23 protein-coding genes are annotated in these 22,690 nt (G+C 62.5%); 10 read left to right on the top strand and 13 right to left on the bottom strand.

The window, feature by feature from the left end:
- Nucleotides 1-85: 85 nt before the first annotated feature.
- On the bottom strand, nucleotides 86-724 hold the full coding sequence (locus IE166_RS05600; protein ID WP_189502360.1) for an NAD(P)-dependent oxidoreductase: 639 nt from the start codon (nucleotides 722-724) through the stop codon (nucleotides 86-88).
- A gap of 123 nt (nucleotides 725-847) precedes the next feature.
- Here IE166_RS05600 and IE166_RS05595 point away from each other — a divergent pair, with 123 nt between their 5' ends.
- The 3 genes from IE166_RS05595 to ttcA all read left to right on the top strand — a co-directional run bounded on the left by IE166_RS05595 (nucleotide 848) and on the right by ttcA (nucleotide 3,049).
- Entirely contained in the window at nucleotides 848-1,264 is a 417-nt protein-coding gene (locus IE166_RS05595; RefSeq protein ID WP_189502358.1) for a winged helix-turn-helix transcriptional regulator, read from the top strand.
- 196 nt (nucleotides 1,265-1,460) lie between these two features.
- On the top strand, nucleotides 1,461-2,078 hold the full coding sequence (rpsD, locus tag IE166_RS05590; protein ID WP_189502356.1) for a 30S ribosomal protein S4: 618 nt from the start codon (nucleotides 1,461-1,463) through the stop codon (nucleotides 2,076-2,078).
- A gap of 110 nt (nucleotides 2,079-2,188) precedes the next feature.
- On the top strand, nucleotides 2,189-3,049 hold the full coding sequence (gene ttcA / locus IE166_RS05585) for a tRNA 2-thiocytidine(32) synthetase TtcA (RefSeq protein ID WP_189502354.1): 861 nt from the start codon (nucleotides 2,189-2,191) through the stop codon (nucleotides 3,047-3,049).
- 15 nt (nucleotides 3,050-3,064) lie between these two features.
- Here the strand turns inward: ttcA and IE166_RS05580 are convergent, their stop codons facing one another.
- From IE166_RS05580 to IE166_RS05560, 5 genes are all read right to left on the bottom strand, one after another.
- Entirely contained in the window at nucleotides 3,065-4,339 is a 1,275-nt protein-coding gene (locus tag IE166_RS05580) for a multidrug effflux MFS transporter (RefSeq protein ID WP_189502352.1), read from the bottom strand.
- 217 nt (nucleotides 4,340-4,556) lie between these two features.
- Entirely contained in the window at nucleotides 4,557-4,889 is a 333-nt protein-coding gene (grxD, locus tag IE166_RS05575; protein WP_189502350.1) for a Grx4 family monothiol glutaredoxin, read from the bottom strand.
- Between the two features lie 114 nt (nucleotides 4,890-5,003).
- The gene (locus IE166_RS05570; RefSeq protein WP_189502348.1) at nucleotides 5,004-5,237 is read right to left on the bottom strand and encodes a BolA family protein; all 234 of its coding nucleotides are present in this window, start codon (nucleotides 5,235-5,237) and stop codon (nucleotides 5,004-5,006) included.
- Nucleotides 5,238-5,350: 113 nt separating this feature from the next.
- Nucleotides 5,351-7,573, bottom strand: coding sequence for a phosphoribosylformylglycinamidine synthase subunit PurL (gene purL / locus IE166_RS05565; RefSeq protein ID WP_189502346.1), 2,223 nt, complete (start codon nucleotides 7,571-7,573; stop codon nucleotides 5,351-5,353).
- Nucleotides 7,574-7,697: 124 nt separating this feature from the next.
- Complete coding sequence (locus IE166_RS05560; protein WP_189502344.1) at nucleotides 7,698-9,113, bottom strand: aminotransferase-like domain-containing protein; 1,416 nt, start codon at nucleotides 9,111-9,113, stop codon at nucleotides 7,698-7,700.
- A gap of 83 nt (nucleotides 9,114-9,196) precedes the next feature.
- Between IE166_RS05560 and IE166_RS05555 the strand changes: the two genes are divergently transcribed.
- Entirely contained in the window at nucleotides 9,197-9,406 is a 210-nt protein-coding gene (locus IE166_RS05555; RefSeq protein ID WP_189502342.1) for a DUF1127 domain-containing protein, read from the top strand.
- A gap of 10 nt (nucleotides 9,407-9,416) precedes the next feature.
- Here IE166_RS05555 and IE166_RS05550 read toward each other — a convergent pair whose 3' ends face one another.
- The 4 genes from IE166_RS05550 to purC form a co-directional block, all read right to left on the bottom strand.
- Nucleotides 9,417-9,842 carry a hypothetical protein gene (locus IE166_RS05550; RefSeq protein WP_244641336.1) on the bottom strand — a complete coding sequence of 142 codons (426 nt, stop codon included), beginning with the start codon at nucleotides 9,840-9,842 and terminating at the stop codon, nucleotides 9,417-9,419.
- Nucleotides 9,843-9,926: 84 nt separating this feature from the next.
- Nucleotides 9,927-10,598: a phosphoribosylformylglycinamidine synthase subunit PurQ gene (gene purQ, locus IE166_RS05545; RefSeq protein WP_189502340.1), complete on the bottom strand. Its 672-nt coding sequence runs from the start codon at nucleotides 10,596-10,598 to the stop codon at nucleotides 9,927-9,929.
- A 41-nt stretch (nucleotides 10,599-10,639) separates the two neighbouring features.
- The gene (purS, locus tag IE166_RS05540; protein ID WP_189502338.1) at nucleotides 10,640-10,882 is read right to left on the bottom strand and encodes a phosphoribosylformylglycinamidine synthase subunit PurS; all 243 of its coding nucleotides are present in this window, start codon (nucleotides 10,880-10,882) and stop codon (nucleotides 10,640-10,642) included.
- Between the two features lie 31 nt (nucleotides 10,883-10,913).
- Nucleotides 10,914-11,711 carry a phosphoribosylaminoimidazolesuccinocarboxamide synthase gene (purC, locus tag IE166_RS05535; protein WP_189502337.1) on the bottom strand — a complete coding sequence of 266 codons (798 nt, stop codon included), beginning with the start codon at nucleotides 11,709-11,711 and terminating at the stop codon, nucleotides 10,914-10,916.
- A gap of 231 nt (nucleotides 11,712-11,942) precedes the next feature.
- Between purC and IE166_RS05530 the strand changes: the two genes are divergently transcribed.
- Both IE166_RS05530 and IE166_RS05525 read left to right on the top strand, forming a co-directional pair.
- Nucleotides 11,943-12,260, top strand: coding sequence for a DUF1476 domain-containing protein (locus tag IE166_RS05530; protein ID WP_189502335.1), 318 nt, complete (start codon nucleotides 11,943-11,945; stop codon nucleotides 12,258-12,260).
- Between the two features lie 15 nt (nucleotides 12,261-12,275).
- Nucleotides 12,276-13,049 (top strand): HpcH/HpaI aldolase family protein, encoded by a 774-nt coding sequence (locus tag IE166_RS05525; RefSeq protein ID WP_189502333.1) that lies wholly within the window; start codon nucleotides 12,276-12,278, stop codon nucleotides 13,047-13,049.
- A gap of 12 nt (nucleotides 13,050-13,061) precedes the next feature.
- Here IE166_RS05525 and IE166_RS05520 read toward each other — a convergent pair whose 3' ends face one another.
- From IE166_RS05520 to erpA, 3 genes are all read right to left on the bottom strand, one after another.
- Nucleotides 13,062-13,613 (bottom strand): RBBP9/YdeN family alpha/beta hydrolase, encoded by a 552-nt coding sequence (locus IE166_RS05520; protein ID WP_189502331.1) that lies wholly within the window; start codon nucleotides 13,611-13,613, stop codon nucleotides 13,062-13,064.
- 197 nt (nucleotides 13,614-13,810) lie between these two features.
- Nucleotides 13,811-14,608, bottom strand: coding sequence for an exodeoxyribonuclease III (gene xth, locus IE166_RS05515; RefSeq protein ID WP_189502329.1), 798 nt, complete (start codon nucleotides 14,606-14,608; stop codon nucleotides 13,811-13,813).
- 12 nt (nucleotides 14,609-14,620) lie between these two features.
- Nucleotides 14,621-14,971: an iron-sulfur cluster insertion protein ErpA gene (erpA, locus tag IE166_RS05510; RefSeq protein WP_189503250.1), complete on the bottom strand. Its 351-nt coding sequence runs from the start codon at nucleotides 14,969-14,971 to the stop codon at nucleotides 14,621-14,623.
- Nucleotides 14,972-15,068: 97 nt separating this feature from the next.
- Here erpA and IE166_RS05505 point away from each other — a divergent pair, with 97 nt between their 5' ends.
- The 4 genes from IE166_RS05505 (at nucleotide 15,069) to nagZ (ending at nucleotide 22,684) form a co-directional block, all read left to right on the top strand.
- Nucleotides 15,069-16,283: a deoxyguanosinetriphosphate triphosphohydrolase gene (locus tag IE166_RS05505; protein WP_244641335.1), complete on the top strand. Its 1,215-nt coding sequence runs from the start codon at nucleotides 15,069-15,071 to the stop codon at nucleotides 16,281-16,283.
- Between the two features lie 62 nt (nucleotides 16,284-16,345).
- Nucleotides 16,346-18,103 (top strand): arginine--tRNA ligase, encoded by a 1,758-nt coding sequence (argS, locus tag IE166_RS05500; protein ID WP_189502325.1) that lies wholly within the window; start codon nucleotides 16,346-16,348, stop codon nucleotides 18,101-18,103.
- Nucleotides 18,104-18,199: 96 nt separating this feature from the next.
- Nucleotides 18,200-21,574, top strand: a complete 3,375-nt coding sequence (locus tag IE166_RS05495; protein WP_189502323.1) for an SPOR domain-containing protein — start codon at nucleotides 18,200-18,202, stop codon at nucleotides 21,572-21,574.
- Between the two features lie 90 nt (nucleotides 21,575-21,664).
- A complete protein-coding gene (nagZ, locus tag IE166_RS05490) occupies nucleotides 21,665-22,684 on the top strand; it encodes a beta-N-acetylhexosaminidase (protein ID WP_189502321.1) in 1,020 nt (339 codons plus the stop codon).
- Nucleotides 22,685-22,690 lie beyond the last annotated feature (6 nt).

Here is a 22,690-nt window from a genome sequence, read left to right as displayed (position 1 = left end):
GATAAAGATCACGGCGCCTCTTAATTCCCTTTTGCGAGAACCGAAAGGCCGATGACCGTGAATGGCAGTTATCGCTTCGCCAGCTTCAATACCCAACCGTGAACCGCCGTCCGCGATGCTTCGGCATCTCCGCTTCGTCGAGGATGGCGACGGCTAGGTCGGGGGCGGAGATGGTGGAGGCGCCGGCGTCGTCCGTGACGGGTGAGTCGAGGTTGGTGCGGTAGATGCCGCGGCGTGTCCCCGGTTCGATGTGGAAGGGGGGCGACACGAAGGTCCAGTTACCCCAGGAACCGGCTTTCAGCTCGCTCAAGGAATCGCGCGCGGCCGTGGCGCCGGCTTTATAGTCGGCCGGGAAATCAGGGCCGTCCACGAACTGGCTGCCGTCCGGGGCATAAAGGCTGCCGGCGCCGCCGACCGTAATCAAGGGAATGCCGGCCTGTTCGCTGCCGGCGGCGATCGCGCGCGAGCCGTTCAGGTGCTTGTTGTAGATGTCGGGATCGCCCCAGCCGCCGTTGAAGGCGGAAATCACGAGATCATGGCCGGCCAGCGCCTGGGCGAGGGCTGCGGCGTCGCTGGCATCGACCTTCGCTGCCGTGACGCCTTCGATGGCTTCGACCTTTTCGGGGTTGCGCACGAGCGCGGTGACGGTGTGGCCGCGCGACACGGCTTCGGTCAGAACTTCCTTGCCGACAAAGCCGGTGGCGCCGATCAGGGCGATTTTCATGAGAATGCTCCTTTAGTGATGCGATGTTGGAGTGGGTGGTTATTTATGGTAACTCCATAGCGCTTCGGCAAAGGCGCCGAAAGAAGGCATGTTCGCGTGCACAGGGCACATGAAGGGAACCGCATGACCGCCATGACGCCGTTGCAGCCGTCCGTGCCGCTTCTCCAAACCAATGACGGCTTTGTTCGCGACGCCGATGGCGGGTGCCCGATTCGCGAGGTGCTGGACCGGGTGGGCGATACGTGGAGCCTGCTCGTGATCTTCAACCTGCAAGGACGGCCGGTGCGGTTCAACGCGCTGCGCCGGATGATCGAGGGGATTTCGCAGCGCATGTTGACTGTGACGCTGCGCTCGCTGGAGCGCGATGGGTTGGTTCAGCGCACGGTGAAGCCGACCACGCCGCCGGAAGTGGAATATGCGCTGACGGAGTTGGGGCAATCGATTGCCGTGCCGGTGGCCGCACTCGGCAACTGGGCGGCGCAGAACCGGGGCGAGTTGCGCGCGTCACGATCATCGTTCGATGCGCAACCGCCAAGTTGACTTCTCAGGCTGAGCCGTCTAATGCCACCACCAGCACCGGGCCGAACACGCCCGGTGTTTCATTTAACGTGTCCCGTGGACATCGCCATCGCACTGCGTGGCTTGTCCTGTCAGATGGCCGCAAGGCAATCAGAGGAGGGCGCGTTTCCTTGAACCTTTGCATCAGCATGGGTTCGTAACATTATGAGGAAATGCGATGAGCAAGCGCGAATCCGCCAAGTATAAGATCGACCGTCGCCTTGGCGAAAACATCTGGGGCCGCCCGAAGTCCCCGTTCAACAAGCGTGAATACGGCCCAGGCCAGCACGGCCAGCGCCGCAAGGGCAAGATTTCCGACTTCGGCCTGCAGCTGCGCGCCAAGCAGAAGCTGAAGGGTCACTATGGTGACATCAGCGAAAAGCAGTTCCGCAAGACCTACGAGGAAGCCAACCGCCGCAAGGGCGATACCTCGGAGAACCTGATCGGCCTGCTCGAGTCCCGTCTGGATGCGATCGTGTACCGCGCCAAGTTCGTTCCGACGATCTTCGCTGCGCGTCAGTTCGTCAATCACGGCCACGTCAACGTCAACGGCATCCGCGTCAACATTTCGTCCTACCGCTGCAAGGCCGGCGACGTGATCGAAGTGCGCGAGAAGTCCAAGCAGATGGTGACGGTTCTGGAAGCCGTTCAGCTCGCTGAGCGCGACGTGCCGGATTACATCGTCGTCGACCACAACAAGATGGTTGCAACCTACCAGCGCGCTCCTGGCCTGTCGGACGTTCCGTTCGCCGTGCAGATGGAACCGAACCTGGTGGTCGAGTTCTACTCGCGCTAATCAACGCCCTCGGGTGTACGAATTGGAAAGGCCGTGCTTCATGCGCGGCCTTTTTGCTATTCTCAGGCAGGTTGCTGCAAAATCCTTTGGCCGTGCTATAGGACGCCGCCATGAACATTCACGCGCCCATACAGCTCGACATCACCGACGAACCGGCGGATGCCTGCCATCCGATGTTTCGCGAGGTGCCGGGCTCGGTGGGATTCAACAAGCTTCGCAAGCGCTTGCTGCGCAATGTTCGCCAGGCGATCGAGGATTTTGCCATGGTCACGCCCGGCCAACGCTGGCTGGTGGCGCTGTCCGGCGGCAAGGATTCGTATGGGCTGATGGCGCTGCTGCTCGACCTGAAGTGGCGCGGACTGCTGCCGGTTGAGCTGATCGCCTGCAACCTCGATCAGGGCCAGCCGAACTTTCCCAAGCACATCCTGCCGGACTATCTGACCAGGCACGGCATTGCGCACCGGATCGAATATCAGGACACCTATTCGGTGGTGACGGATAAGCTGCCGGAAACGAGCACTTATTGCTCGCTGTGCTCACGCCTGCGCCGCGGCCATCTGTATCGCGTGGCGCGGGAAGAAGGCTGTCAGGCGCTGGTGCTGGGGCATCACCGCGAAGACATCCTCGAGACCTTCTTCCTCAACCTGTTCCACGGCGGACGGCTGGCTGCGATGCCGCCGAAGCTGTTGAACGATGAAGGCGACATGCTGGTGCTGCGGCCGCTCAGCTATTGCGCGGAAAGCGACATGACGAAGCTCGCCGATGCGATGGCGTTTCCGATCATCCCGTGCGACCTATGCGGCAGTCAGGAAGGGCTGCAGCGCAATTCCATGAAGGCGATGCTGAGCGACGTTGAAGCGCGGATGCCGGGGCGCAAGGACACGATGATCCGGGCGCTGTCGAATACCCGGCCGAGCCATCTGCTCGACCGTAACCTGTTTGATTTCAGCAGCCTGATGCCGAAGCCTTAGGCTGACTGACCGCGCTTAGTGCCCGCCGGCCGCCGGATCGAAGTGCTTCGTTCCGGCCTGGAAGAGCTTTCCCTTCTCCGCGATCAGAACCAGAATCAGCGACACGAAGCCGAGAACTGCAAAGCCGGCGATCAGCGGCTGCACCGTGCCGTTGAAGGACTGGCCGATAAAGGCGCCGAGCAGCGCGCCGCCGAGCGTCGTTACGAAGCCCTGGATCGACGAGGCCATGCCCGCGACGTGGCCGAGCGGCTCCATGGCGAGCGCGCCAAAGTTCGAGCCAAGCAGGCCGAACTGGAACATGCAGGCGGCGAAGAACAGCACGAACAGCCACAGCGGCATCGGTCCTGCGAGCGAGACGGCGAACCATACCACGGCAACCGTCAGGAAGCCGCACAGTGCTCCGTGTGAGAGACGCCGCATGCCGAAGCGGCCGACTAGACGCGAGTTGGTGAAGGACGACAGCGACATCATCGCTGCGACCGCCGCGAACAAGATCGGGAACCAGGCGCCGAGACCGTAGATGCCGACATAGATTTGTTGCGCGGAGTTGATGAAGCCGAACAGCGCTCCGAACACGAAGGTCGAGGCCAGCATATACCAGAGCGAAATGCGGTTGGTGACCACGATACGGAAGCCTTCGGCCAGCACCGATAGGCGGAGCTGACGGGTGTCTTCCGGGCGCAGGGTTTCCGGCAGGCGGGCGAAGATCCAGATCAGGAACACGAAGCCGAGGGCTGCCATGAAGCCGAAGATCAGGTGCCATTCGGCAAACAGCATGATGGCCTGACCGATCGAGGGCGCGATCACCGGGATGACCATAAAGACCATGAAGATCAACGACAGGACTTCCGCCATGGCGCGGCCGCCGAAGACGTCGCGTACGATCGACACGGCGATGACGCGCGTGGAAGCAGCGCCAACGCCCTGAATGGCGCGCAGGAGGAGCAGGGTCTCAAAATTGGGCGACAAGGCTGCGCCGATTGCTGCCAGCACATAGGTGGCGACACCGATCAGCAACGGAACACGGCGGCCGAAGCGGTCGGACAGCGGACCGAATACCAGCTGCGCGAAAGCCATGCCGAGGAGATAGGCGGTAATCACGAACTGGCGGTGATTCTCGCTGGCGACACCGAGGCTGGAACCGATTTCCTGCAGGCCGGGCAGCATGATGTCGATGGCGAGCGCGTTGAGCGACATGATCGCGGCACACAGCGCGATGAATTCAGTACGGCCGATCTGCCGTTTGCCATCACTTGCCACGGTGGGCGAGGGCTCGAGCTGCTGGTTCATAGCCAATCCATTCAACAAAAAAAGCCACAGGCCTGGCGGAGCGGCGAAGCGCCCCGCAAGCATGTGGATCAATGTGGTAACGAACGCGCCCTCGAAATGTGTGACGCGAAGAAGCGATATCTATAAAAAGCAAGGTGGCCGAAAGCGGCCACCCAACGTGTTCAGGCTATGAAGCAGCAGTTCGGCGAAATTAAGCAGCGCGCGCGGCAGCCCTTGTTTACGCCGCGCGGGCGGCGATGCCCTTTTCGCCGAAGAAGTCCTTCAACTCGCCGGCCTGGAACATTTCGCGGATGATGTCGCAACCGCCCACGAACTCGCCCTTGACGTAGAGCTGCGGGATGGTCGGCCACTGCGAATAGTCCTTGACGCCCTGGCGCAGTTCGTCCGACGTCAGGATGTTGACGCCCTTATAGTCGACGCCAAGATAATCGAGGATCTGCACGACCTGACCGGAGAAGCCGCACTGCGGGAAACCCGGCGTGCCCTTCATGAACAACACGACGTCGTTGCTCTTGACTTCATTTTCGATGAATTGGCTGATTGCGGTCATCTGGCTGATCCTCTGGCTGCCGGGTTCAAGGCCCGGTGACATTAGCAATATCCTCTATCTATTGCAGGCTGCAGCCTTCCGCAATCGGCGGAGGTGACGCAGCGTGCATGGCCGCTATTCGGGAACGCTGGTCTGCAAAGCGAGCGCGTGCAGAACGCCGCCCATGTTTCCCTGGAGCGCCTTGTAGACCATCTGGTGCTGCTGCACACGGCTCTTGCCCCGGAAGCTCTCCGAAACGACCTCCGCGGCATAATGATCGCCATCACCCGCGAGATCGCGGATGGTGACTTTGGCGTCCGGAATGCCCTGACGGATCAGGGCTTCGATGTCGCGTGAGTCCATTGCCATGATTGTCGCCCTCTAGATCGCCATGCGTCCTACGGGACGCATTAAGGACGATCTCATACGTTGATTCAGCATCGGAACAATCCAAAAACCGGATTCCACTTTTTGGTCCGATGCTACTCTTCCATGAATGCAGGGAACCAGGATTCGTGCGCGTTTGCCAAGTCGGCAACCGAAATCGCGCGCGCCTGACCCAGCTTGAGATCCGTGCCGCCCGTGGTGCCGATCCACGGCGCGAAGATGCCGGCAGCTTCGGCTTCACGAAGGATCGCACCGAACTCACTGCCTTGCGGATCGAGGTCGAGTGCCACGAGATAGCGGTTCTGATCTTCGCCGAAGAAGACGGGGACCGGATCGATGTCGGCCAGACCCGGCACGGTTGCGCCAATGCCGGACGCCATCGCCATTTCGGCGAGGCCGACCGCAAGTCCGCCATCCGACAGATCATGCACGGACTTGGCAACACCGCGCTCAATCAAGCCGCGCACGAAGGTGCCGACCTTGAGCTCGGCGTCGAGGTCGACCGGCGGGGGCGGGCCGTCGTTGCGGCCGTGAATGTCGCGAAGATAAACAGATTGGCCGAGATGCGTGCCCCATTGCTGCGGCGCGCCGACCAGAAGGATCGGCTGATTTTCGCCGGAGAAGGCAACGCGCGCCATGCGGTCCCAATCGTTCAGAAGACCAACGCCGCCGATCGTCGGGGTCGGTAGGATCGCTTGGCCGTTGGTCTCGTTGTAAAGCGAGACGTTGCCGGAGACGATCGGAAAATCGAGCGCGCGACAGGCTTCGCCGATGCCTTTGACCGCGGCTACCAGCTGGCCCATGATTTCGGGTTTTTCGGGATTGCCGAAGTTCAGATTATCGGTGGAAGCCAATGGCTTGGCGCCGGTTGCTGTAATGTTGCGCCAGCATTCTGCCACCGCCTGCTTACCGCCTTCGAACGGGTCGGCTTCGCAATAGCGCGGCGTGACGTCGGACGAGAAGGCGAGCGCCTTGGAGGCGTGGCCTTCCACGCGCACAACGCCGGCATCGCCGCCGGGGCGCTGCAGTGAATTGCCCTGGATCAGCGTGTCATACTGCTCGTAGACCCAGCGGCGCGACGACAGGTCGTGCGAGTTCAGGAGCTTCAACAGGGCATCGGCGATGTCGGCTTGCGGAATATCGTCAGCAGCCAGCGGCGCAGGCTTGTTGGGCTCGACATGCGGCCGGTCATATTCCGGCGCCTGATCGCCGAGATCCTTGATCGGCAGGTTGGCGACTTCGACGCCCTGATGCAGCACGCGAAAGCGCAGATCGTCCGTGGTCTTGCCGACGATGGCGAAGTCGAGGCCCCACTTCACGAAGATGGCTTCGGCTTCGGCTTCCTTTTCGGGCTTCAGCACCATGAGCATGCGCTCCTGGCTTTCCGACAGCATCATCTCGTAAGCGGTCATCGCGGTTTCGCGCACCGGCACCTTGTCGAGGTCGAGTTCGATGCCGAGATCGCCCTTGGCGCCCATTTCGACGGCCGAGCAGGTGAGGCCGGCCGCACCCATGTCCTGGATCGCGATGACGGCGCCCGATGCCATCAGCTCAAGACAGGCTTCCAGCAGGCACTTTTCGGTAAAGGGATCGCCGACCTGAACGGTCGGACGCTTCTCCTCGATCTTCTCATCGAACTCGGCCGAGGCCATGGTGGCGCCGCCGACGCCATCGCGACCGGTCTTGGCGCCGAGATAGACGACGGGTAGGCCGACGCCCTTGGCTTCCGATAGGAAGATGCCGTCTGACTTGGCAAGGCCGGCCGCAAAGGCGTTGACCAGGCAGTTGCCGTTGTAACGGGCGTCGAAGTTCACTTCACCGCCGACCGTTGGCACGCCGAAGGCATTGCCATAGCCGCCAACCCCGGCAACGACGCCGGAGACGAGGTGTCTGGTCTTGGGATGATCCGGTGCACCGAAACGCAGCGCATTCATGGCAGCGATTGGCCGCGCGCCCATGGTGAAGACATCGCGCAGGATGCCGCCGACGCCGGTCGCCGCGCCCTGATAAGGCTCGATATAGGAAGGGTGGTTGTGGCTCTCCATCTTGAAGACCACGACGTCGCCATCGCCGATATCCACCACACCGGCGTTTTCGCCCGGACCCTGAATGACCTGTGGCCCCGTGGTCGGCAGCGTGCGCAGCCACTTCTTGGAGGACTTATAGGAGCAGTGCTCGTTCCACATGGCCGAGAAGATGCCGAGTTCGGTAAAACTCGGCTCGCGCCCGATCAGATCGAGGATGCGCTGGTACTCGTCCGGCTTCAAACCATGCGAGGCAACGAGATCGGGAGTGATGGCCAATTCATTGGAAATCATGGGGGAGCGGGGCCTTGTGCGACGGCAAGGAAAGGGGATGCGTGTGTCCTTAGCCCAGACTGCGTTGGGATTGAACAGGAAAGGCCATAAAAAGCCGGCATGTCACCGCGTTTGCACGGCTTTGTCAGCCGAATGTGTCATAGCCTGCCGGACCTTCGTCGATCAGGCTGCGGATAGTCTGCAAGCCGCGCTGCACATCCTCGCGCGTGGCGACCGAAGAAATGCCGAGACGTACGCGGTGAAAGACTTGCTCGGTGCGCGCGGGCTTGAACTCGTCTTCATCATCGATCTGCACGCCACGCTCGGCGGCCGCGTTCTTGAAGGTGCTCGATAGCCAGGGTTCGGGCAGGGCCAGCCACAGAAACGGGATGTTGGGCGCGCTGGAAAACTCGAGGCCATCCAGGATGGTTCGCGCCATGTCGAGCCGCGCATTGACTTCGCCAAGGACGCGCTTGCGCAGTTCGGCTGCCGTGCCGGACAGGATCAGCCGAGCGCAAAGCTCGGCCAGAAGAAAGGGCATGCCGCCGGTCAGCATCTTGTGTGCCACGCGGATGCGCGGGGCATATTGCGGCGGACAGGCCAGCCAGCCGCCGCGGATGCCGGCAGCGACGGATTTGGATAGGCCGCCGACGAGGAAGGTGCGCTCCGGCGCGAGTGAGGTCAGCAGCGGTGCTGTGTCGTTCGACAGCGCGCCATAGATGTCGTCTTCCACCAGCCAGACATTGTGCGCGCGCGCGATCTCGGCGATCTCAACGCGCCGCTCGGCGGGCATGATGCGCACGGTCGGGTTCTGCGCCGTCGGCATCAGGAAAGCGAGCTTGGGGTGGCGTTGGGCGCAGAGGCGCTGGAAGTCTTGCGGGATGACGCCGTTTTCGTCTGAGGCGACGAGGCAGGGACGGCGACCGATCAGGCCCGCGCTGCGGGCGATCTGCGAATAGGTGGCGTGTTCGTAGACGATGTGGTCGCCGGGCGCCGTGACCGAGGCGATGACGGAAAGTACGGCGGGATGGGCGCCGAGCGTCGGCACGACATGCTCGGGATTGACCTCATGGCCAGCACGCGACAGCCAGATCGCGCCGGCTTCGAGCCAGCGGAACGGGAAGGTGCGGGTGTAGCTGGCAAGTTCGGCGGGGTGATCGCGCACAATGTCGGCGAGGATTGTACCAATTGGTTCGCTTTGCCCGACGTCGGGAGCGGCGGTGCTGTCGAAGCGCAGGATCGTGGCCGACGGCTCCTGGTGCCGCGTGCCTTCGAAGACGATGCCGATATGGGGCAGGTTTTTCTCGTGCGGGGTGTTGCGAGCAAGCACATAAGTGCCGCGGCCGACTTCACCGCTGACAAGGCCGCGTTCGCGCACCAAGGCGTAGGCTCGGCCGATTGTGCCAACCGTGGCGCCGAGTTCGTAGGCGAGGTCGCGCTGCGGCGGGAGCTTGGCGCCGGCTTCGAGGCGACCTTCGTTGATGTCGAGTTCAAGCTGATCGGCCAGGCGTGTGTAGAGCGGAGCGCGTCCGACGGGAAGCTGCGGTGTGTATTTTGTCATGGTGACAATAAACTGGATTGTCTTGGTTCAGGAGTCAATCCAAGACAATCCCTGTCACATTGTCTCTATGAAGGTGCAGTCAGATGCGCACAATCAATGCAATTTTTGTCGAACGCGTTCGCTCTCGGTCTTTCGGCGAGGTGATGATGCGGGTGCTGAACGCCATTGATATCAGGCTGGAGCGCCAGCGCAGCCGACGCGATCTGCTGGAGCTCACCGACGAGCAGCTGAAAGATATCGGCCTGTCGCGCAGCCAGGCGCATGAGGAAGCCTATCGCCCTCTTTGGGACTAGGCTTGTTCGCTCAGGCCGCCGATCCGCAGGATTGGTCGCCGGTGCTCCAGCGAGCGATGTCGCCGTTGATGCGGCGGCCGAGCGGCTGGTCGAGCAGTGGGCCGAATGTGTCGAGCCGGCCGGCGGCGCCTTCCGCCTGAACCACCAGCAGCGGACGTCCGCCGTAGTTGTTCTCAGGCACAAGCAGGAAGCGGGGGCGGCCGGAGAAGTTGTTCAGCTCGTTGGCGAAGCTGTAGTTGCGGAAGGCCGGGTCTTTCGAAGCGAACCAGCAGCGATGCGCAGCTTTCGCGACTTGTTCCATGTTGCGAAGCGCCGCACTCTTGTTGCTCGCAACCGGCTGCTGGCGTTTCGGCTGCGGCGCCTGAGACTGGCAGCCGGTAAAGCCGATCGCGAGCGCGAGGCCGAGGAAAGGCAGAAGGCGGAACAGTCGCAGCATGTGAGTCCCTGGCGAAAGCGCATCGTGGGCGGGAAGGTTGGTTTCTTCTACCCACGATGAATGAACGACTCGTTCGCGAGACGCTTAAGCGGCTTTCGCCAACACGCTTTCGAAGATGCCGCGGCCGTCATCGCCGCCATGAGCAGATTCGATGAGGTTTTCGGGGTGGGGCATGAGGCCGAGCACGTTGCCGGACGCATTCATGATGCCGGCGATGTCGTTGATCGAGCCGTTGGGGTTGGTGCCTTCGGCATAACGGAACACGACCTGACCTTCGCCTTCCAAACGCGCCAGCTCTTCCGGCTCCGCGAAATAGTTGCCGTCATGATGGGCGACGGGGCAACGGATGATCTGGTTGGGAGCGTACTGGCGCGTGAAGGCGGTGTTGGCGTTGGCGACCTGCAGCTTCACTTCGCGGCAAACGAATTTAAGCGAGGTGTTGCGCATCAGGGCGCCGGGCAGCATGCCCGCTTCAACCAGGATCTGAAAGCCGTTGCAAACGCCGAGCACGGTGACGCCGCGCTTCGCCGCATCGGCCACGGCCCGCATCACCGGCATCCGCGCTGCGATTGCGCCGCAGCGCAGATAATCGCCGAAGGAAAAGCCGCCGGGGATGACGATGAGGTCGAGACCTTCCGGCAGGGTGGTTTCTGTCTGCCAGAGGGTAGCGGGCGCATGGCCGGACACCTTGGTCAGCGCCGCGATCATGTCGCGGTCGCGGTTGAGACCTGGAACGAGAACGACTGCTGATTTCATGGTGCTTGCAACCTGCGTGGTACCGAGCAGCCCGGAGGGCCTCAGCTCATGCTGATGGAGTAGTTCTCGATAACGGTGTTTGCCAACAGACGCTCGCACATCTGCTTGATGTCGGCTTCGGCCTTGGCGGAATCGGTGCCTTCGACTTCGAGGTCGAAGACCTTGCCCTGGCGGACGCCGGCGACGCCGGAAAAGCCGAGGGTGCCGAGTGCACCCTCGATGGCCTTGCCTTGCGGGTCGAGGACGCCGTTCTTCAGCGTGACTGTCACGCGTGCCTTGATCACAGTTTTTGCTCCGAAATCAGTGCGGCCAAAATCAATGCGGCTTGCCGCGGCTGGTGTCCTTGCCGGCGACCAGCACGGGGCCGGACGGGCGAGGCGGCTCGTTTTCGTTCATGATGCCGAGACGGCGCGCGACTTCCTGATAGGCTTCAACCAGCCCGCCCATGTCGCGGCGGAAACGGTCCTTGTCCATCTTGTCGTTGGTGTTGACGTCCCACAAACGGCACGAATCCGGCGAGATCTCGTCGGCTACCACGATGCGCATCATGTCGCCTTCGAACAGGCGTCCGCATTCCATCTTGAAGTCGACGAGCTGGATGCCGACGCCGAGGAAAAGGCCCGACAGGAAGTCGTTGACGCGGATGGCGAGTGCCATGATGTCGTCGATCTCCTGCGGAGCCGCCCAGCCGAAGGCCGTGACGTGTTCTTCCGAGACCATGGGATCGTCGAGCGCATCGTTCTTGTAATAGAATTCGATGATCGAGCGCGGCAGAACCGTGCCTTCCTCGAGGCCGAGGCGTTTGGCCAGCGAGCCGGCGGCGATGTTGCGCACCACGATCTCGAGCGGGATGATCTCGACTTCCTTGATCAGCTGCTCACGCATGTTGAGGCGGCGGATGAAGTGGGTCGGAATGCCGATGCGGTTCAGATGCGTGAAGATGTGCTCGGAGATGCGGTTGTTGAGCACACCCTTGCCGTCGATCACTTCATGCTTCTTGGCATTGAACGCGGTCGCGTCATCCTTGAAGAACTGAACCAGAGTGCCCGGCTCGGGTCCTTCATAAAGGATCTTGGCCTTGCCTTCATAAATGCGGCGGCGTCGGTTGTTCATTGCAGCTTTCTCGGAGTCTGGAGGGCCCATCGCAGGTCAGGACGGGTCCTTGGCTGTCGGGCGTTTGCCGGAATGTCAACCCGGGTCCTATCGCAAAGCCCATCGCGGCTCAATCGCCAATTGTTCAAGGCCATGCGTTCTACCCATTCTTTCGATGGGGACGGCTCCTTGATTTGGCTGGGAAGAGCCCATATCCACAGCATCAACTGATTAGAGACCGGGAGAAGCAAAGTGGCCTCTTTGAAAGATCGTCAGGACGGATTCGAACGCAAGTTCGCCCATGACGAGGAAATGCGCTTCAAGGCCATGTCACGCCGCAACAAGCTGCTTGGTCTGTGGGCTGCGGAAGAGCTGGGTAAGGCCGGCGAGGAAGCGGACGAGTATGCTCGTTCCGTGGTGGCGGCCGACTTCGAGGAAGCCGGTGACGAAGATGTGTTCCGCAAGGTCCGCGCCGACTTCGACGCCAGCAATGTCGCGCAGACCGATCAGCAGATTCGCCAGAAGATGGTGGAGCTGCTCGGAACTGCCGTCGATCAGCTCAGCGCCTGACGGCGGGGCGATCGCATGACCCTGCGCGACCGCCTCCAGTCTGAAACCCTGATTTCCGCATGGTCGGGTATCCCCGATGCGTTGACGGTGGAGCTGCTGGCATCTCAGCCGTTCGATGCCGTGACGCTGGACATGCAGCATGGTGGCCATGACGAAGCGAGCGTATTGCGCTCGCTTCCGATGATCCTCGGCCAGCAAAAGCACGCGCTGGTCCGCATTCCCGTCGGCCGGTTCGACATGGCAAGCCGCGCACTCGATTTCGGCGCAGAGGCCGTGATCGCTCCGATGATCAATTCGGTTGCGGACGCGCAAGCGTTTGCGGCGGCGATGAAGTATCCGCCGCTTGGCGAGCGATCCTGGGGTCCGACCTTTGCTGCGGGGCGCAGCGGCAGGCCGAGCGATCCGCAGGTCTGGCTGGAAAACAGCAATGCCGACACGCTGGCGATCGCGATGATCGAAACGCGGCGGGCGCTGGATGTGCTGGACGACATTCTCGCCGTGGACGGTATCGACGCCATCCTTGTCGGCCCATCCGACTTCTCCATTGCCTGGACGAATGGGGCAACGGTCGATCCAGTACTGGACGACATGATGACTGCCATTGCCGACATCGCGCAGCGCGCCGGGGATGCCGGCAAGCTGGCATCGATCTTCGTGGTCGATCCCGGCCTCTGCGGTCGATACCGCGCGATGGGCTACCGCCTGATGGCCTGCGGCACGGAAGGTTCGCTGATGCGCTTTGGTGCGGCGGCGACGTTGAACGCGATCAAGACCTCGCTACAGGGCTGATCGCGCTACTCGTTAGGTCAGGCGCGTCAGGAAGTTGGCGAAGGTCATGGAGCCCTCGGGCCACGGACCATGGCCGGACTCGGCGTTGATGTGTCCGGCACCGCCCGCATCGATGAACATCGAGCCCCAGGCCGCTGCCGTATCTTCCGCCACCTCATAGCTCGTGAACGGATCGTTGCGGCTGGCGACGGTGATCGACGGGAAGGGCAGCGGATCGCGCGGATAGGGACCGAACGTCATCAGGTGCTTGGGGCGGATCTGAGGGTTGGTGACGTCGGGCGGGGCCACGAAGAAGGCACCGGCAACGCGGTTCTTGAACTGCGGGATGGCGTGAACGACGCTAGGGATGCCGAGGGAATGCGCCACGAACACGACGGGGCGCTCGGCCTCGTTCACGGCTTTGGCGACATTGGCGACCCAATCTTCGCGCACCGGTTTCGACCACTCCGCCTGCTCGACGCGGCGCGCGGTGGAGAGGCGGCTTTCCCAGCGGGTCTGCCAGTGGTCAGGTCCGGAGTTCGTGTAGCCGGGAACGATGAGGATATCGACGTCTTTGACTTTCATGGCGCCTGATGTAGCCACGCGGCCTTGCGCTCACAAGGTCGTGACGTTGGATGCAGGATCATGGGGCAAAGAAAAAGAGCGAGCCGGGCAGGGGAACGCGGCTCGCTCTTGACTGGAAGTCAGATGCATTGATCTGTCGGACTAGTAACGAGCGATGCGGAAAAGAGTTCCCCATCGATGATTTTTTGTCAGAAGGTTCAGAAAACCACTGGCAGAAGATCAAGATGAGCAACCACCGGCACGTGATCGGACGGCTTCTCCCAGCCGCGCACATGCTTCTCGATATCTGCTGATCTCAGGCGGTCTGATGCTTCCGGCGACATCATCAGGAAGTCGATGCGGATGCCATTGTTCTTCTGCCAGGCGCCGGCTTGATAATCCCAGAAGGAATAGGCGCCGCTGGCATCGTCCACTTCGCGATAGGCATCGATGAACCCCATATTGCTGAGGCGACGGAAGGAGGCGCGGCTTTCCGGCTGGAACAGCGCGTCATCCAGCCAGTTGTCGGGATAGCGCACGTCCGAAGGCATGGGGATGACGTTGTAGTCGCCGCCGAGGATCAGGGGTTCTTCGAGCGCCAGCCGGTCTTGCGCCCATTGTTCGAAGCGCTTCATCCAGGCGATCTTGTACGGGAATTTCTCCGTGCCGACCGGATTGCCGTTGGGCAGGTAAAGCGAGACGACGCGCAGAGCGCCGCGCGAGGTGGAAAACACACCTTCGATGAAACGGGCTTGTTCGTCGCTGTCGTCGCCGGGCAAACGGCGGTTCACCTCATCAAAGCGCAGCTTGGACAGAATGGCGACGCCGTTGAAGCCCTTTTGACCGTGAGTCTCGACATGATAGCCGAGCGCTTCGATCTCAAGGCGCGGGAAGGCCTCGTCGACGCTCTTGATTTCCTGCAAACAGACGATGTCCGGATCGCTTTCGCGCAGCCAGTGCAGGAGGTTGTCGATCCGCGCCTTGACGCCGTTGATGTTCCAGGTCGCGATTTTCAAGTCAGGCTCTGATTAAACGGAGAAGCTGGTGCCGCAGCCGCAGGACGCGACAGCGTTGGGATTGCGGATCTGGAAGGACTGGCCGATCAGGTCGTCAACGAAGTCGATTACCGATCCGCCCATATAGATCAGCGACATTTCGTCGATCAGAACGGTGGCGCCGTCTTTCTCGATGGCGGTGTCGTCGGTGTTGCGGCCACCGACCAGGTCGAACTTGTAGGAAAAGCCGGAACAGCCGCCGCCTTCCACGGAAACGCGCAGCGCTTCCTTGTCGGCTTCCTTGGCAATGATCTTGTTGATCCGGCGCGCCGCTGCCTCGGTCAGTTCGACGCCCTTCATCAGGGTTTTGGCATCCGTGCCCATGGTGTCACCTTGCGCTGGCATTCTTCTAGTAGGTATGAGCCGCGGAAGGTCTCGTCAACGGGTCCGGGCAAGAGCCGGCAACGGCAAAGGGAAGCGTGTGGCACTGACTGCGTCCGATATCGGCTTCGGCTACCGCCCGCGCGCCGTGTACGCGACGGACCCCGCAAAAACGCGGGGCCGCTTCGTGGATGAGCCGGAAAGCCTGACGCGCACGCCGTTTCAGCGCGACCGCGACCGAATCATCCATTCCACCGCCTTTCGGCGTTTGAAGCACAAGACGCAGGTCTTTGTTGCGCATGAGGGCGACCATTATCGCACGCGGCTGACGCATACGATCGAGGTGGCGCAGATCGCGCGGGCCTTGGCGCGGGCCTTGCAACTGGACGAGGATCTGGCGGAAGCGGTCGCGCTGGTGCACGACTTCGGCCACACGCCGTTTGGCCACACGGGCGAAGATGCGCTGAACCTGAAGATGCAGCCGTTCGGCGGCTTCGAACACAATGCGCAATCGCTACGGATCGTGACCAAGTTGGAACGGCGCTATGCCGAGTTCGACGGCCTCAACCTCAGCTGGGAAACGCTGGAAGGGCTGGTGAAGCATAATGGCCCGCTGGTTCACGCCGATGGCTCGCCGCTGGCCAAGCCGGTGCCGCAGGCGATCAGCACCTATTCCGAGCTGCATGATCTCGAACTCGACCGCTTTGCCGGGCCGGAAGCGCAGGCGGCGGCGATTGCCGACGACATCGCCTATAACACGCATGATATCGACGACGGTTTGCGCTCCGGTCTGTTGACGCTCGACATGCTGGAAGACGTGCCGCTGACGGCCGGCATTCTGCGGGCGGTGCGGATGAAATATCCCAAGCTCGACCCGGTGCGGATCGCCCATGAGCTGATGCGGCGGCAGATCACGCTGATGGTCGAGGACGTGATCGTCACGGCCAAGACCAAGCTTGCTGCCTTGCAGCCGCAAAGCGTGGAAGACATCCATTCGGCTGGGCAGACCGTGATCCGCTTCTCCGATGAAGTGGCGGCGGGCGAGCGGGAATTGAAGCGCTTTCTTTATGCCAATCTTTATCGCCATCCATCGGTGATGGAGGTGCGCGCCAGTGCCGACAGCATCCTTTTCGACCTGTTCGACGCCTATATGGCCGACCCCCGCGCGATGCCGGAAGGCTGGCGCGAAGGGCTTGATCGGGCGGCGGATGCCGTGAAGGCGCGGCATGTCGCGGACTTCCTGGCCGGCATGACCGACACTTATGCGGTCAAGGAACACCGGCGGTTGTTTGACCGCACGCCCGTTCTGAGCTAGGTCGCGGCCAACAAATTGCGGGCCAAGCGTTCGCGTCTTCTCCTTTCGTTCCCGAGTTGATTATGAACATTTTCGCCGAATTCAGCGCGCGCGTGATCAAGATCGTGCAGGCTCTCGATCTCCGAACGGAAAGCGGCGAGCCGGTCGATACCGCGCGCGTGGCCGTCGAGCTGCCGCGCGATGTGAGCCACGGCGATCTTGCGACCAATGCGGCGATGGTGCTGTCCAAGGCCGTCGGCGAGAACCCGCGCTTGCTGGGCGAGCGCTTTGCGGCGCAACTCGCCAAGGACGCGGACGTATCGGAAGCCTCCGTTGCCGGTCCGGGGTTCGTGAACATTCGGCTGGGCGACGGCTTCTGGCAGGCGCGGCTGGCGGACATGCTGGCGACCGGCACGGATTACGGCCGGTCCACCATCGGCGCGGGCCGCAAGATCAATGTCGAGTATGTTTCGGCCAACCCGACGGGCCCGATGCATGTCGGCCATTGCCGCGGCGCGGTAGTGGGCGATGCCTTGTCCAACCTGCTGGCCTTTGCCGGCAGCGAGGTGACCAAGGAATATTACATCAACGATGCCGGCGCGCAGATCGGCGTCCTCGCGCAGTCGGCCTTCCTGCGCTACCGCGAAGCGCTGGGCGAGACGATCGGCGAGATCCCGCCGGGTCTGTATCCCGGCGATTACCTCGTGCCGGTGGGGCGGATGCTGGCCGACACCTATGGCCGTGAACTCCTCGACAAGCCGGAAGACGAAGCGATCGCGTTGATTGCGGACAAGACCATCGACGCGATGATGGACATGATCCGTGAGGATTTGGCGGCGCTCAATGTGCATCACGACGTGTTCTTTTCGGAGCGCACGCTGCATGCCGAGAATGCCAAGCAGATCCGCTCGGCCATCAGCGACCTGACGCTCAAGGGACATGTCTATAAGGGCAAGCTGCCGCCGCCGAAGGGCCAGAAGCCGGAAGACTGGGAAGATCGCGAGCAGACGCTGTTTCGCTCGACCGAAGTGGGCGACGACATCGACCGGCCGCTGGTGAAGTCGGACGGCGCCTACACCTATTTCGCCGCCGACGTGGCTTATCTCAAGGACAAGTACGTCCGCGGCTTCGATCAGTTGGTTTACATCCTGGGCGCGGACCACGGCGGCTATGTGAAGCGGCTGGAAGCGCTGGCGCGCGCTGTGACCGATGGCAAGGTGGAGCTGACGGTGCTGCTGTGCCAGCTCGTTCGCCTGCTGCGCGCTGGCGAGCCCGTGAAGATGTCGAAGCGGTCCGGCGAATTCATCACGTTGCGCGATGTGGTGGACGAAGTCGGCCGCGATGCGATTCGCTTCATGATGCTTTATCGCAAGAATGGTGAACCGCTCGATTTCGATTTTGCCAAGGTGACCGAGCAGTCCAAGGACAATCCGGTTTTCTACGTGCAGTATGCTTCTGCGCGTTGTTATTCGGTGTTTCGTCAGGCCAAGGAGCAGATGGGGCTGGAGCGGCCGGATCGCGCGACGCTGGCCAAGGACACTGCGCTGCTGACCGATGCCGGCGAGATCCAGCTGATCCGCAAGCTGGCTGAATATCCGCGCATGATCGAGAGTGCTGCAGTAGCACTGGAGCCGCATCGGGTGGCTTTCTACCTTTATGATCTCGCCAGCAGCTTCCACGCGCACTGGAATCGCGGAACAGACAATCCGGATTTACGATTTGTAAGGGTTAACGAACCTACACTGACCATCGCCAGGCTGGGACTGGTGCAGGCGGTGTCGGATGTTCTGACATCGGGATTGGCGATCGTCGGGGCGGATGCCCCGGAGGAGCTACGCTGATCTAGCTGCCACCTTTTTCCCACAAAAGCTTGGTACGGGCCCAGCCCGTCGTGCGACGTCGCCGGCGTCCGACCGAGTTCAAGTACGGGAAAGATCATGGCAGACACTTCATCCAACCGTGCTTCCGCCGCGCCGATTGCGGAGGACGACCCGTTTGCGGAACTGACCCGTATCATGGGGTTCGATCCGCGGGTGAAGGTGCATCAGCCGCAGCAGCCGGTTGAGCCGGACTTCGGCCTGGATCTCGAACGCGAATTGCTGGGCGAGTTCCACGGCGACCAGGATAATGAGCCGGCATCGATGTCGCAGCGCGCTGTTGAAGCGCCGCGCCAGGAGCCGGTGTTTGCGCAGTCGGAAGCCGCAGCACCTGCCGTAGAGCCGGCCGACGATCTGCAGGACCATGCCTCGGCAGCGGCGATCCAGGCGTATCAGACCGATGATGAGACCGTTGACTTCCGCCAGGCTGCGGACGCCTTTGTTGCGGAGCCGGAACAGAGCGCGGTCGAGCCGGATGTCGACCCCTTTGCGGATTTCGAGCTGAGCTTCGACGAAGACGAGACGATCTCCACCAGCGACATGCTTCATCAAGGATCCGAGCCTCAGCCTGTTGAGGCTGTTGAGGTGTCGGCATCTTCGCAGGCGCCAGCCGAAGAGGATGACGAGATCGAAGCGGCCTATGCCGCTCTTCAGGCCTGGCAGGATGATCGCGACCAGCAGGCGGCAGATCACAGCCAGGCTGAGTCGATCGAAAGCGAAGCCGTAGAGAGCGAGCCTGAGGCGGTGTCTGTCGCCGAGCCGCAGCTTGAAGCCGTTGATGATGTTCAGGCGGTCGAGCCGGTCGCTGATGAGCCGGCTGAGGCATTTGATTCGCTCGATCTTCAACTCGCCGAGGAACTCGCCCGCGAGGCCGATGCGCCCGGTTCGGATGACGTTGCTTCGTTCGAGGACGAGCCGTCGGCTGCTGAAACGCAGCCTGCGTTGATTGTTGAGCACACGGCTGGTGTTGTCGAGGCGCAATCGGAGTCGGATCCGCTTGGTGACTTCGACTTGAATGGCTGGGATGACGCGCAGGCGGACGCATCGCCTGAGCGCGATGTTTTCACGGCTGAAGAAGGCTGGCTTGACGAAGGCTCCGTGGCGCTCGATGAGCCGCAGGTTCTGGCGCAAAACGATCATGACACCGCGCCAAGCGATGCTCAGTATGCCGCGCCGCAGTCCGAGCAGTGGGCGCTTGTCGAGGCCGAAGCCGAGCAAGAGCAGCAAGCCACGCCAGCGCATGACGAGGCGTTTGAGCGCGAATTGTTTGATCTGCTGGGCGGCGAGATGGACAGCCAGCAGGACGCGCAGTCCGCTTCTGCGCCTGAAGATGACAGCTGGCTCGAAGGCATCGATTTCGCCGACGCCGATGCGCAGGATGAGGCGCAAGGCATCGACGCCCCGGCTGCTCAGGGGGCAAATGCGGAAAATGATGATGCCTTGTGGCATCTCGACTTTTCCGAGGTTGATACGGCGCCTGCCGCCGCCGCCAACGCCGCTCCCGTGTCTTACGCCGCGCTCAACGCTGAGCCGGAAGTGCCAAGTGAGGACACCACGGCTGAGCCCGATCTCGGCGACTTCGAAATGGCCGAGCTTCTGGATGACGACGCGGTTGCGCGCGACATCGAGGCCGCGATGGAAGCCGAAACCGCGCAGCCGCCGGCACCTGCTGCTGCCTCCGTGGCTGCACTGTCTGCTGCTGCCGCTGTTTCAGCCGCTGCCGCTTCTTCCCCGTACACTGAGACACGCACCGGCACCGACCGTGCGCCCTCGACCCAAGCCCACACCAACACTGTCTCGACCACGGTCCCTGATCCCGTGGAAGAGTCCGCCCAACTCGATATGGAACCCGAAGCCATGCAGCCTTTTGATGAACGGGCTTTCGACGCCGCTCTCGCCGATGAACTGGCCGCCGATCCATATGGCCGGGACGATGATCATAACACCGGCTATCGCCAGCATGCGTCGGCCAGCTACGGCTATGCCTCGCAGGCGCGGCCGATGGTCAATGCGCCGAGCATGCGCGCGGATGTGCCGGATATCGAAACGGTCGACTTCGTGGATCAGCGCCTGGCGCATTCCGACGAGCTCGATCTGCCGGAAGTCGATTACGGCCGCGAGCCCGCGCCGCGCGCCAACGGCTTCGATGATTTCGATTCGCAGTTCGAGTCCTCCTTCCATTCGCTGAACGCAGAGCCGGCCGGTCAGGCAAGGCGCGAAGAGCAGGAAGCGCAGCGCCAAGCCAGCACGCAGAACTGGGACGAGCATCTCGACTTCTCCATGGGTGCGGCGGCCGCGGGGGCGGCGGCCGGTGCATCGGCCGGGCGCTATGAGTCCGACCTGTCGCGCGCGGGCATGTATGAGCCGGAAGACGACGACAACTATTACGAACAGTCAGCCCGATCCCAGCCGCGTCAGGGCATTCTTGGCCGTCGCGGCATGCTGATGGCCGGCGCTGTTGCAGCGATCGTTCTGATCGGCGGCGTCGCCATTCTGGCGATGCCGGGCGGATCGGTGGGCAGCGGAGGCGAGCCGACGCTTGTGCGTGCCGATGCCGATCCGATGAAGGTGCGTCCGGAAAATCCGGGTGGTACAACCGTGCCGAACCAGGACAACGTCGTTTATGATCGCGTCGGTTCCGGCCAGCCGCTCGGCGCGCCGACGCAGGAACGCCTGATCTCCGAAGACGCCGCGCCGGTGGATCTGGCCGCGCAGGAGGCCGACGAAGACTCGATGGCAAGCCTGTCCGCGCTTGATCCCGAAGGCACAGATCCCGAGGGTGCCGATGTCGGCGATGTCGATGAAGAAGCCGTCGGCACTGCAGGCAAGGCCGAAGATCGTTTGACGCCGGATACGACGGGCAATCAGCAGGTCCCGGAAGAGATGGTGGCCGTTGCGCCCCGCCGCGTCCGCACCATGGTGGTTCGCCCCGATGGCTCGCTTGCGCCGCGTGAGGAAGAAGCCGCTGCACCCGCACCACAGCTTGCTTCGGCCGCCGCAGCCGTAACGGCTGAGCCGGCCGCCGTGGCGCCGGCTGCCGCACCCAGCCTGCCCGAAGCGGACCCGATCGAAAGCGTGATCGACGAAACACCGGCGCAGCCTGCACCGCAGGCAGCACCTCAGGTTGCTGCCGTGCAGCCGACGGCGCAGTCTTCTGCAGCACCTGCTGCCGTTGAAGCCGCAGCCGCGCCATCCGGTTGGGCCGTGCAGATTGCCTCGCAGCCGAGCGAGGCTGCCGCACAAGCCAGCTATGACAATCTTTCCCGCCGCTATGCCAGCGTGCTGAGCGGCAAGAACGTCAACATCGTGCGGGCCGATATTGCCGGCAAGGGCACTTATTACCGCGTTCGCGTCGCGGCCTCTTCCCGTGCCGAAGCCAACACGATATGCGCCAGCTACAAGAGCGCGGGCGGCAGCTGCTTCGTTTCGCAGTAAGCGGAACTCTTTCCCGCAAAGCCCGTCGCGTTTATGCGTGGCGGGCTTTGTCGTATACGCACCACTTCTAAGCCTGTGAGAGCTTGAGCCATGAACGAATGCAAGGCGGTGATCCTTGGTGCGGCCGGTCCCGTGCTGACGCCAGAAGAAGAAACCTTCTTCCGCGAGCATAGACCCTGGGGCTTCATCCTGTTCGCACGCAATATCGTGGACGCCGATCAGGTGCGGGCGCTGGTTGCCTGCATGCGCAAATGCACCGATCGGCCCGATGCGCCCGTGTTCCTCGATCAGGAAGGCGGACGTGTTCAGCGGTTGCGCCCGCCGCTCGCCCCAAACTATCCGCCGGCCGCAGCGCTTGGGGCGCTTTATGCAAGCGACCAGAAGTCCGGCTTGCGCGCGACCTGGCTGCTCTCGCGGCTGCATGCCTTCGATCTGCTCAAGCTTGGCATCAACGCCGACTGCCTGCCGGTGCTCGACGTGCCGGTTGCCGGCGCGCATGACGTGATCGGCAACCGCGCCTATGGCACCGAGCCTGAGGTTGTCGGGACTCTCGGGCGCGCGGCGGTGAATGGGTTGCTGGCCGGTGGCGTTCTGCCGGTGATGAAGCATGTGCCTGGCCACGGGCGTGCGACGGCCGATACGCATCTGGCGCTGCCGACCGTGGATGCTTCGCTGGAGGAACTGCGTGCCCGCGACTTCGCGCCGTTCAAGGCGTTGTCGGATGTCGGCATGGCGATGACCGCGCATGTCATCTATTCCGCCATCGATCCGGATCTGCCGGCGACCACATCGCCGATCGTGGTCGACGAGATCATCCGCAAGGAGATCGGCTTTGACGGCCTGCTGATGAGCGATGACGTTTCGATGAAGGCGCTGTCGGGCGATTTCGCCAGCCGCAGCCGGGCGATCCTGGCCGCCGGCTGTGACATCGTTCTGCATTGCAATGGCGTGATGGGCGAAATGGAAGCCGTGGTTGCCGAAACGCCGCGCCTGACGGACGGGGCATTGGCGCGAGCCGAACGCGCTCTGTTGCCGCTGGGTATGCGCGACAATTCCGTTGAGGACGACGTGCGCGCCGAGTTTGCCGAGCTGATGCAGTTGGTGGCATAAGACCGC

This window comes from Tianweitania populi (assembly GCF_014652875.1).
GTDB lineage: Bacteria > Pseudomonadota > Alphaproteobacteria > Rhizobiales > Rhizobiaceae > Tianweitania > Tianweitania populi.
Note: the sequence above shows the minus strand (reverse complement) of the source record. Positions and strands in the feature narration are given on the sequence as shown.

Excerpts from the sequence above, each read along its gene's own strand:
- purC (WP_189502337.1), bottom strand. The coding sequence starts at position 11,711 with ATGAACAACCGACGCCGCCGCATTTATGAAGGCAAGGCCAAGATCCTT.
- IE166_RS05520 (WP_189502331.1), bottom strand. The coding sequence starts at position 13,613 with ATGAAAGTCAAAGACGTCGATATCCTCATCGTTCCCGGCTACACGAAC.
- IE166_RS05600 (WP_189502360.1), bottom strand. The coding sequence starts at position 724 with ATGAAAATCGCCCTGATCGGCGCCACCGGCTTTGTCGGCAAGGAAGTT.
- argS (WP_189502325.1), top strand. The coding sequence starts at position 16,346 with ATGAACATTTTCGCCGAATTCAGCGCGCGCGTGATCAAGATCGTGCAG.
- IE166_RS05560 (WP_189502344.1), bottom strand. The coding sequence starts at position 9,113 with ATGACAAAATACACACCGCAGCTTCCCGTCGGACGCGCTCCGCTCTAC.
- IE166_RS05595 (WP_189502358.1), top strand. The coding sequence starts at position 848 with ATGACCGCCATGACGCCGTTGCAGCCGTCCGTGCCGCTTCTCCAAACC.
- grxD (WP_189502350.1), bottom strand. The coding sequence starts at position 4,889 with ATGACCGCAATCAGCCAATTCATCGAAAATGAAGTCAAGAGCAACGAC.
- rpsD (WP_189502356.1), top strand. The coding sequence starts at position 1,461 with ATGAGCAAGCGCGAATCCGCCAAGTATAAGATCGACCGTCGCCTTGGC.
- IE166_RS05550 (WP_244641336.1), bottom strand. The coding sequence starts at position 9,842 with ATGCTGCGACTGTTCCGCCTTCTGCCTTTCCTCGGCCTCGCGCTCGCG.
- nagZ (WP_189502321.1), top strand. The coding sequence starts at position 21,665 with ATGAACGAATGCAAGGCGGTGATCCTTGGTGCGGCCGGTCCCGTGCTG.
- IE166_RS05580 (WP_189502352.1), bottom strand. The coding sequence starts at position 4,339 with ATGAACCAGCAGCTCGAGCCCTCGCCCACCGTGGCAAGTGATGGCAAA.
- IE166_RS05555 (WP_189502342.1), top strand. The coding sequence starts at position 9,197 with ATGCGCACAATCAATGCAATTTTTGTCGAACGCGTTCGCTCTCGGTCT.
- ttcA (WP_189502354.1), top strand. The coding sequence starts at position 2,189 with ATGAACATTCACGCGCCCATACAGCTCGACATCACCGACGAACCGGCG.
- purQ (WP_189502340.1), bottom strand. The coding sequence starts at position 10,598 with ATGAAATCAGCAGTCGTTCTCGTTCCAGGTCTCAACCGCGACCGCGAC.
- IE166_RS05570 (WP_189502348.1), bottom strand. The coding sequence starts at position 5,237 with ATGGCAATGGACTCACGCGACATCGAAGCCCTGATCCGTCAGGGCATT.
- purL (WP_189502346.1), bottom strand. The coding sequence starts at position 7,573 with ATGATTTCCAATGAATTGGCCATCACTCCCGATCTCGTTGCCTCGCAT.
- erpA (WP_189503250.1), bottom strand. The coding sequence starts at position 14,971 with ATGGGCACGGATGCCAAAACCCTGATGAAGGGCGTCGAACTGACCGAG.
- IE166_RS05495 (WP_189502323.1), top strand. The coding sequence starts at position 18,200 with ATGGCAGACACTTCATCCAACCGTGCTTCCGCCGCGCCGATTGCGGAG.
- IE166_RS05525 (WP_189502333.1), top strand. The coding sequence starts at position 12,276 with ATGACCCTGCGCGACCGCCTCCAGTCTGAAACCCTGATTTCCGCATGG.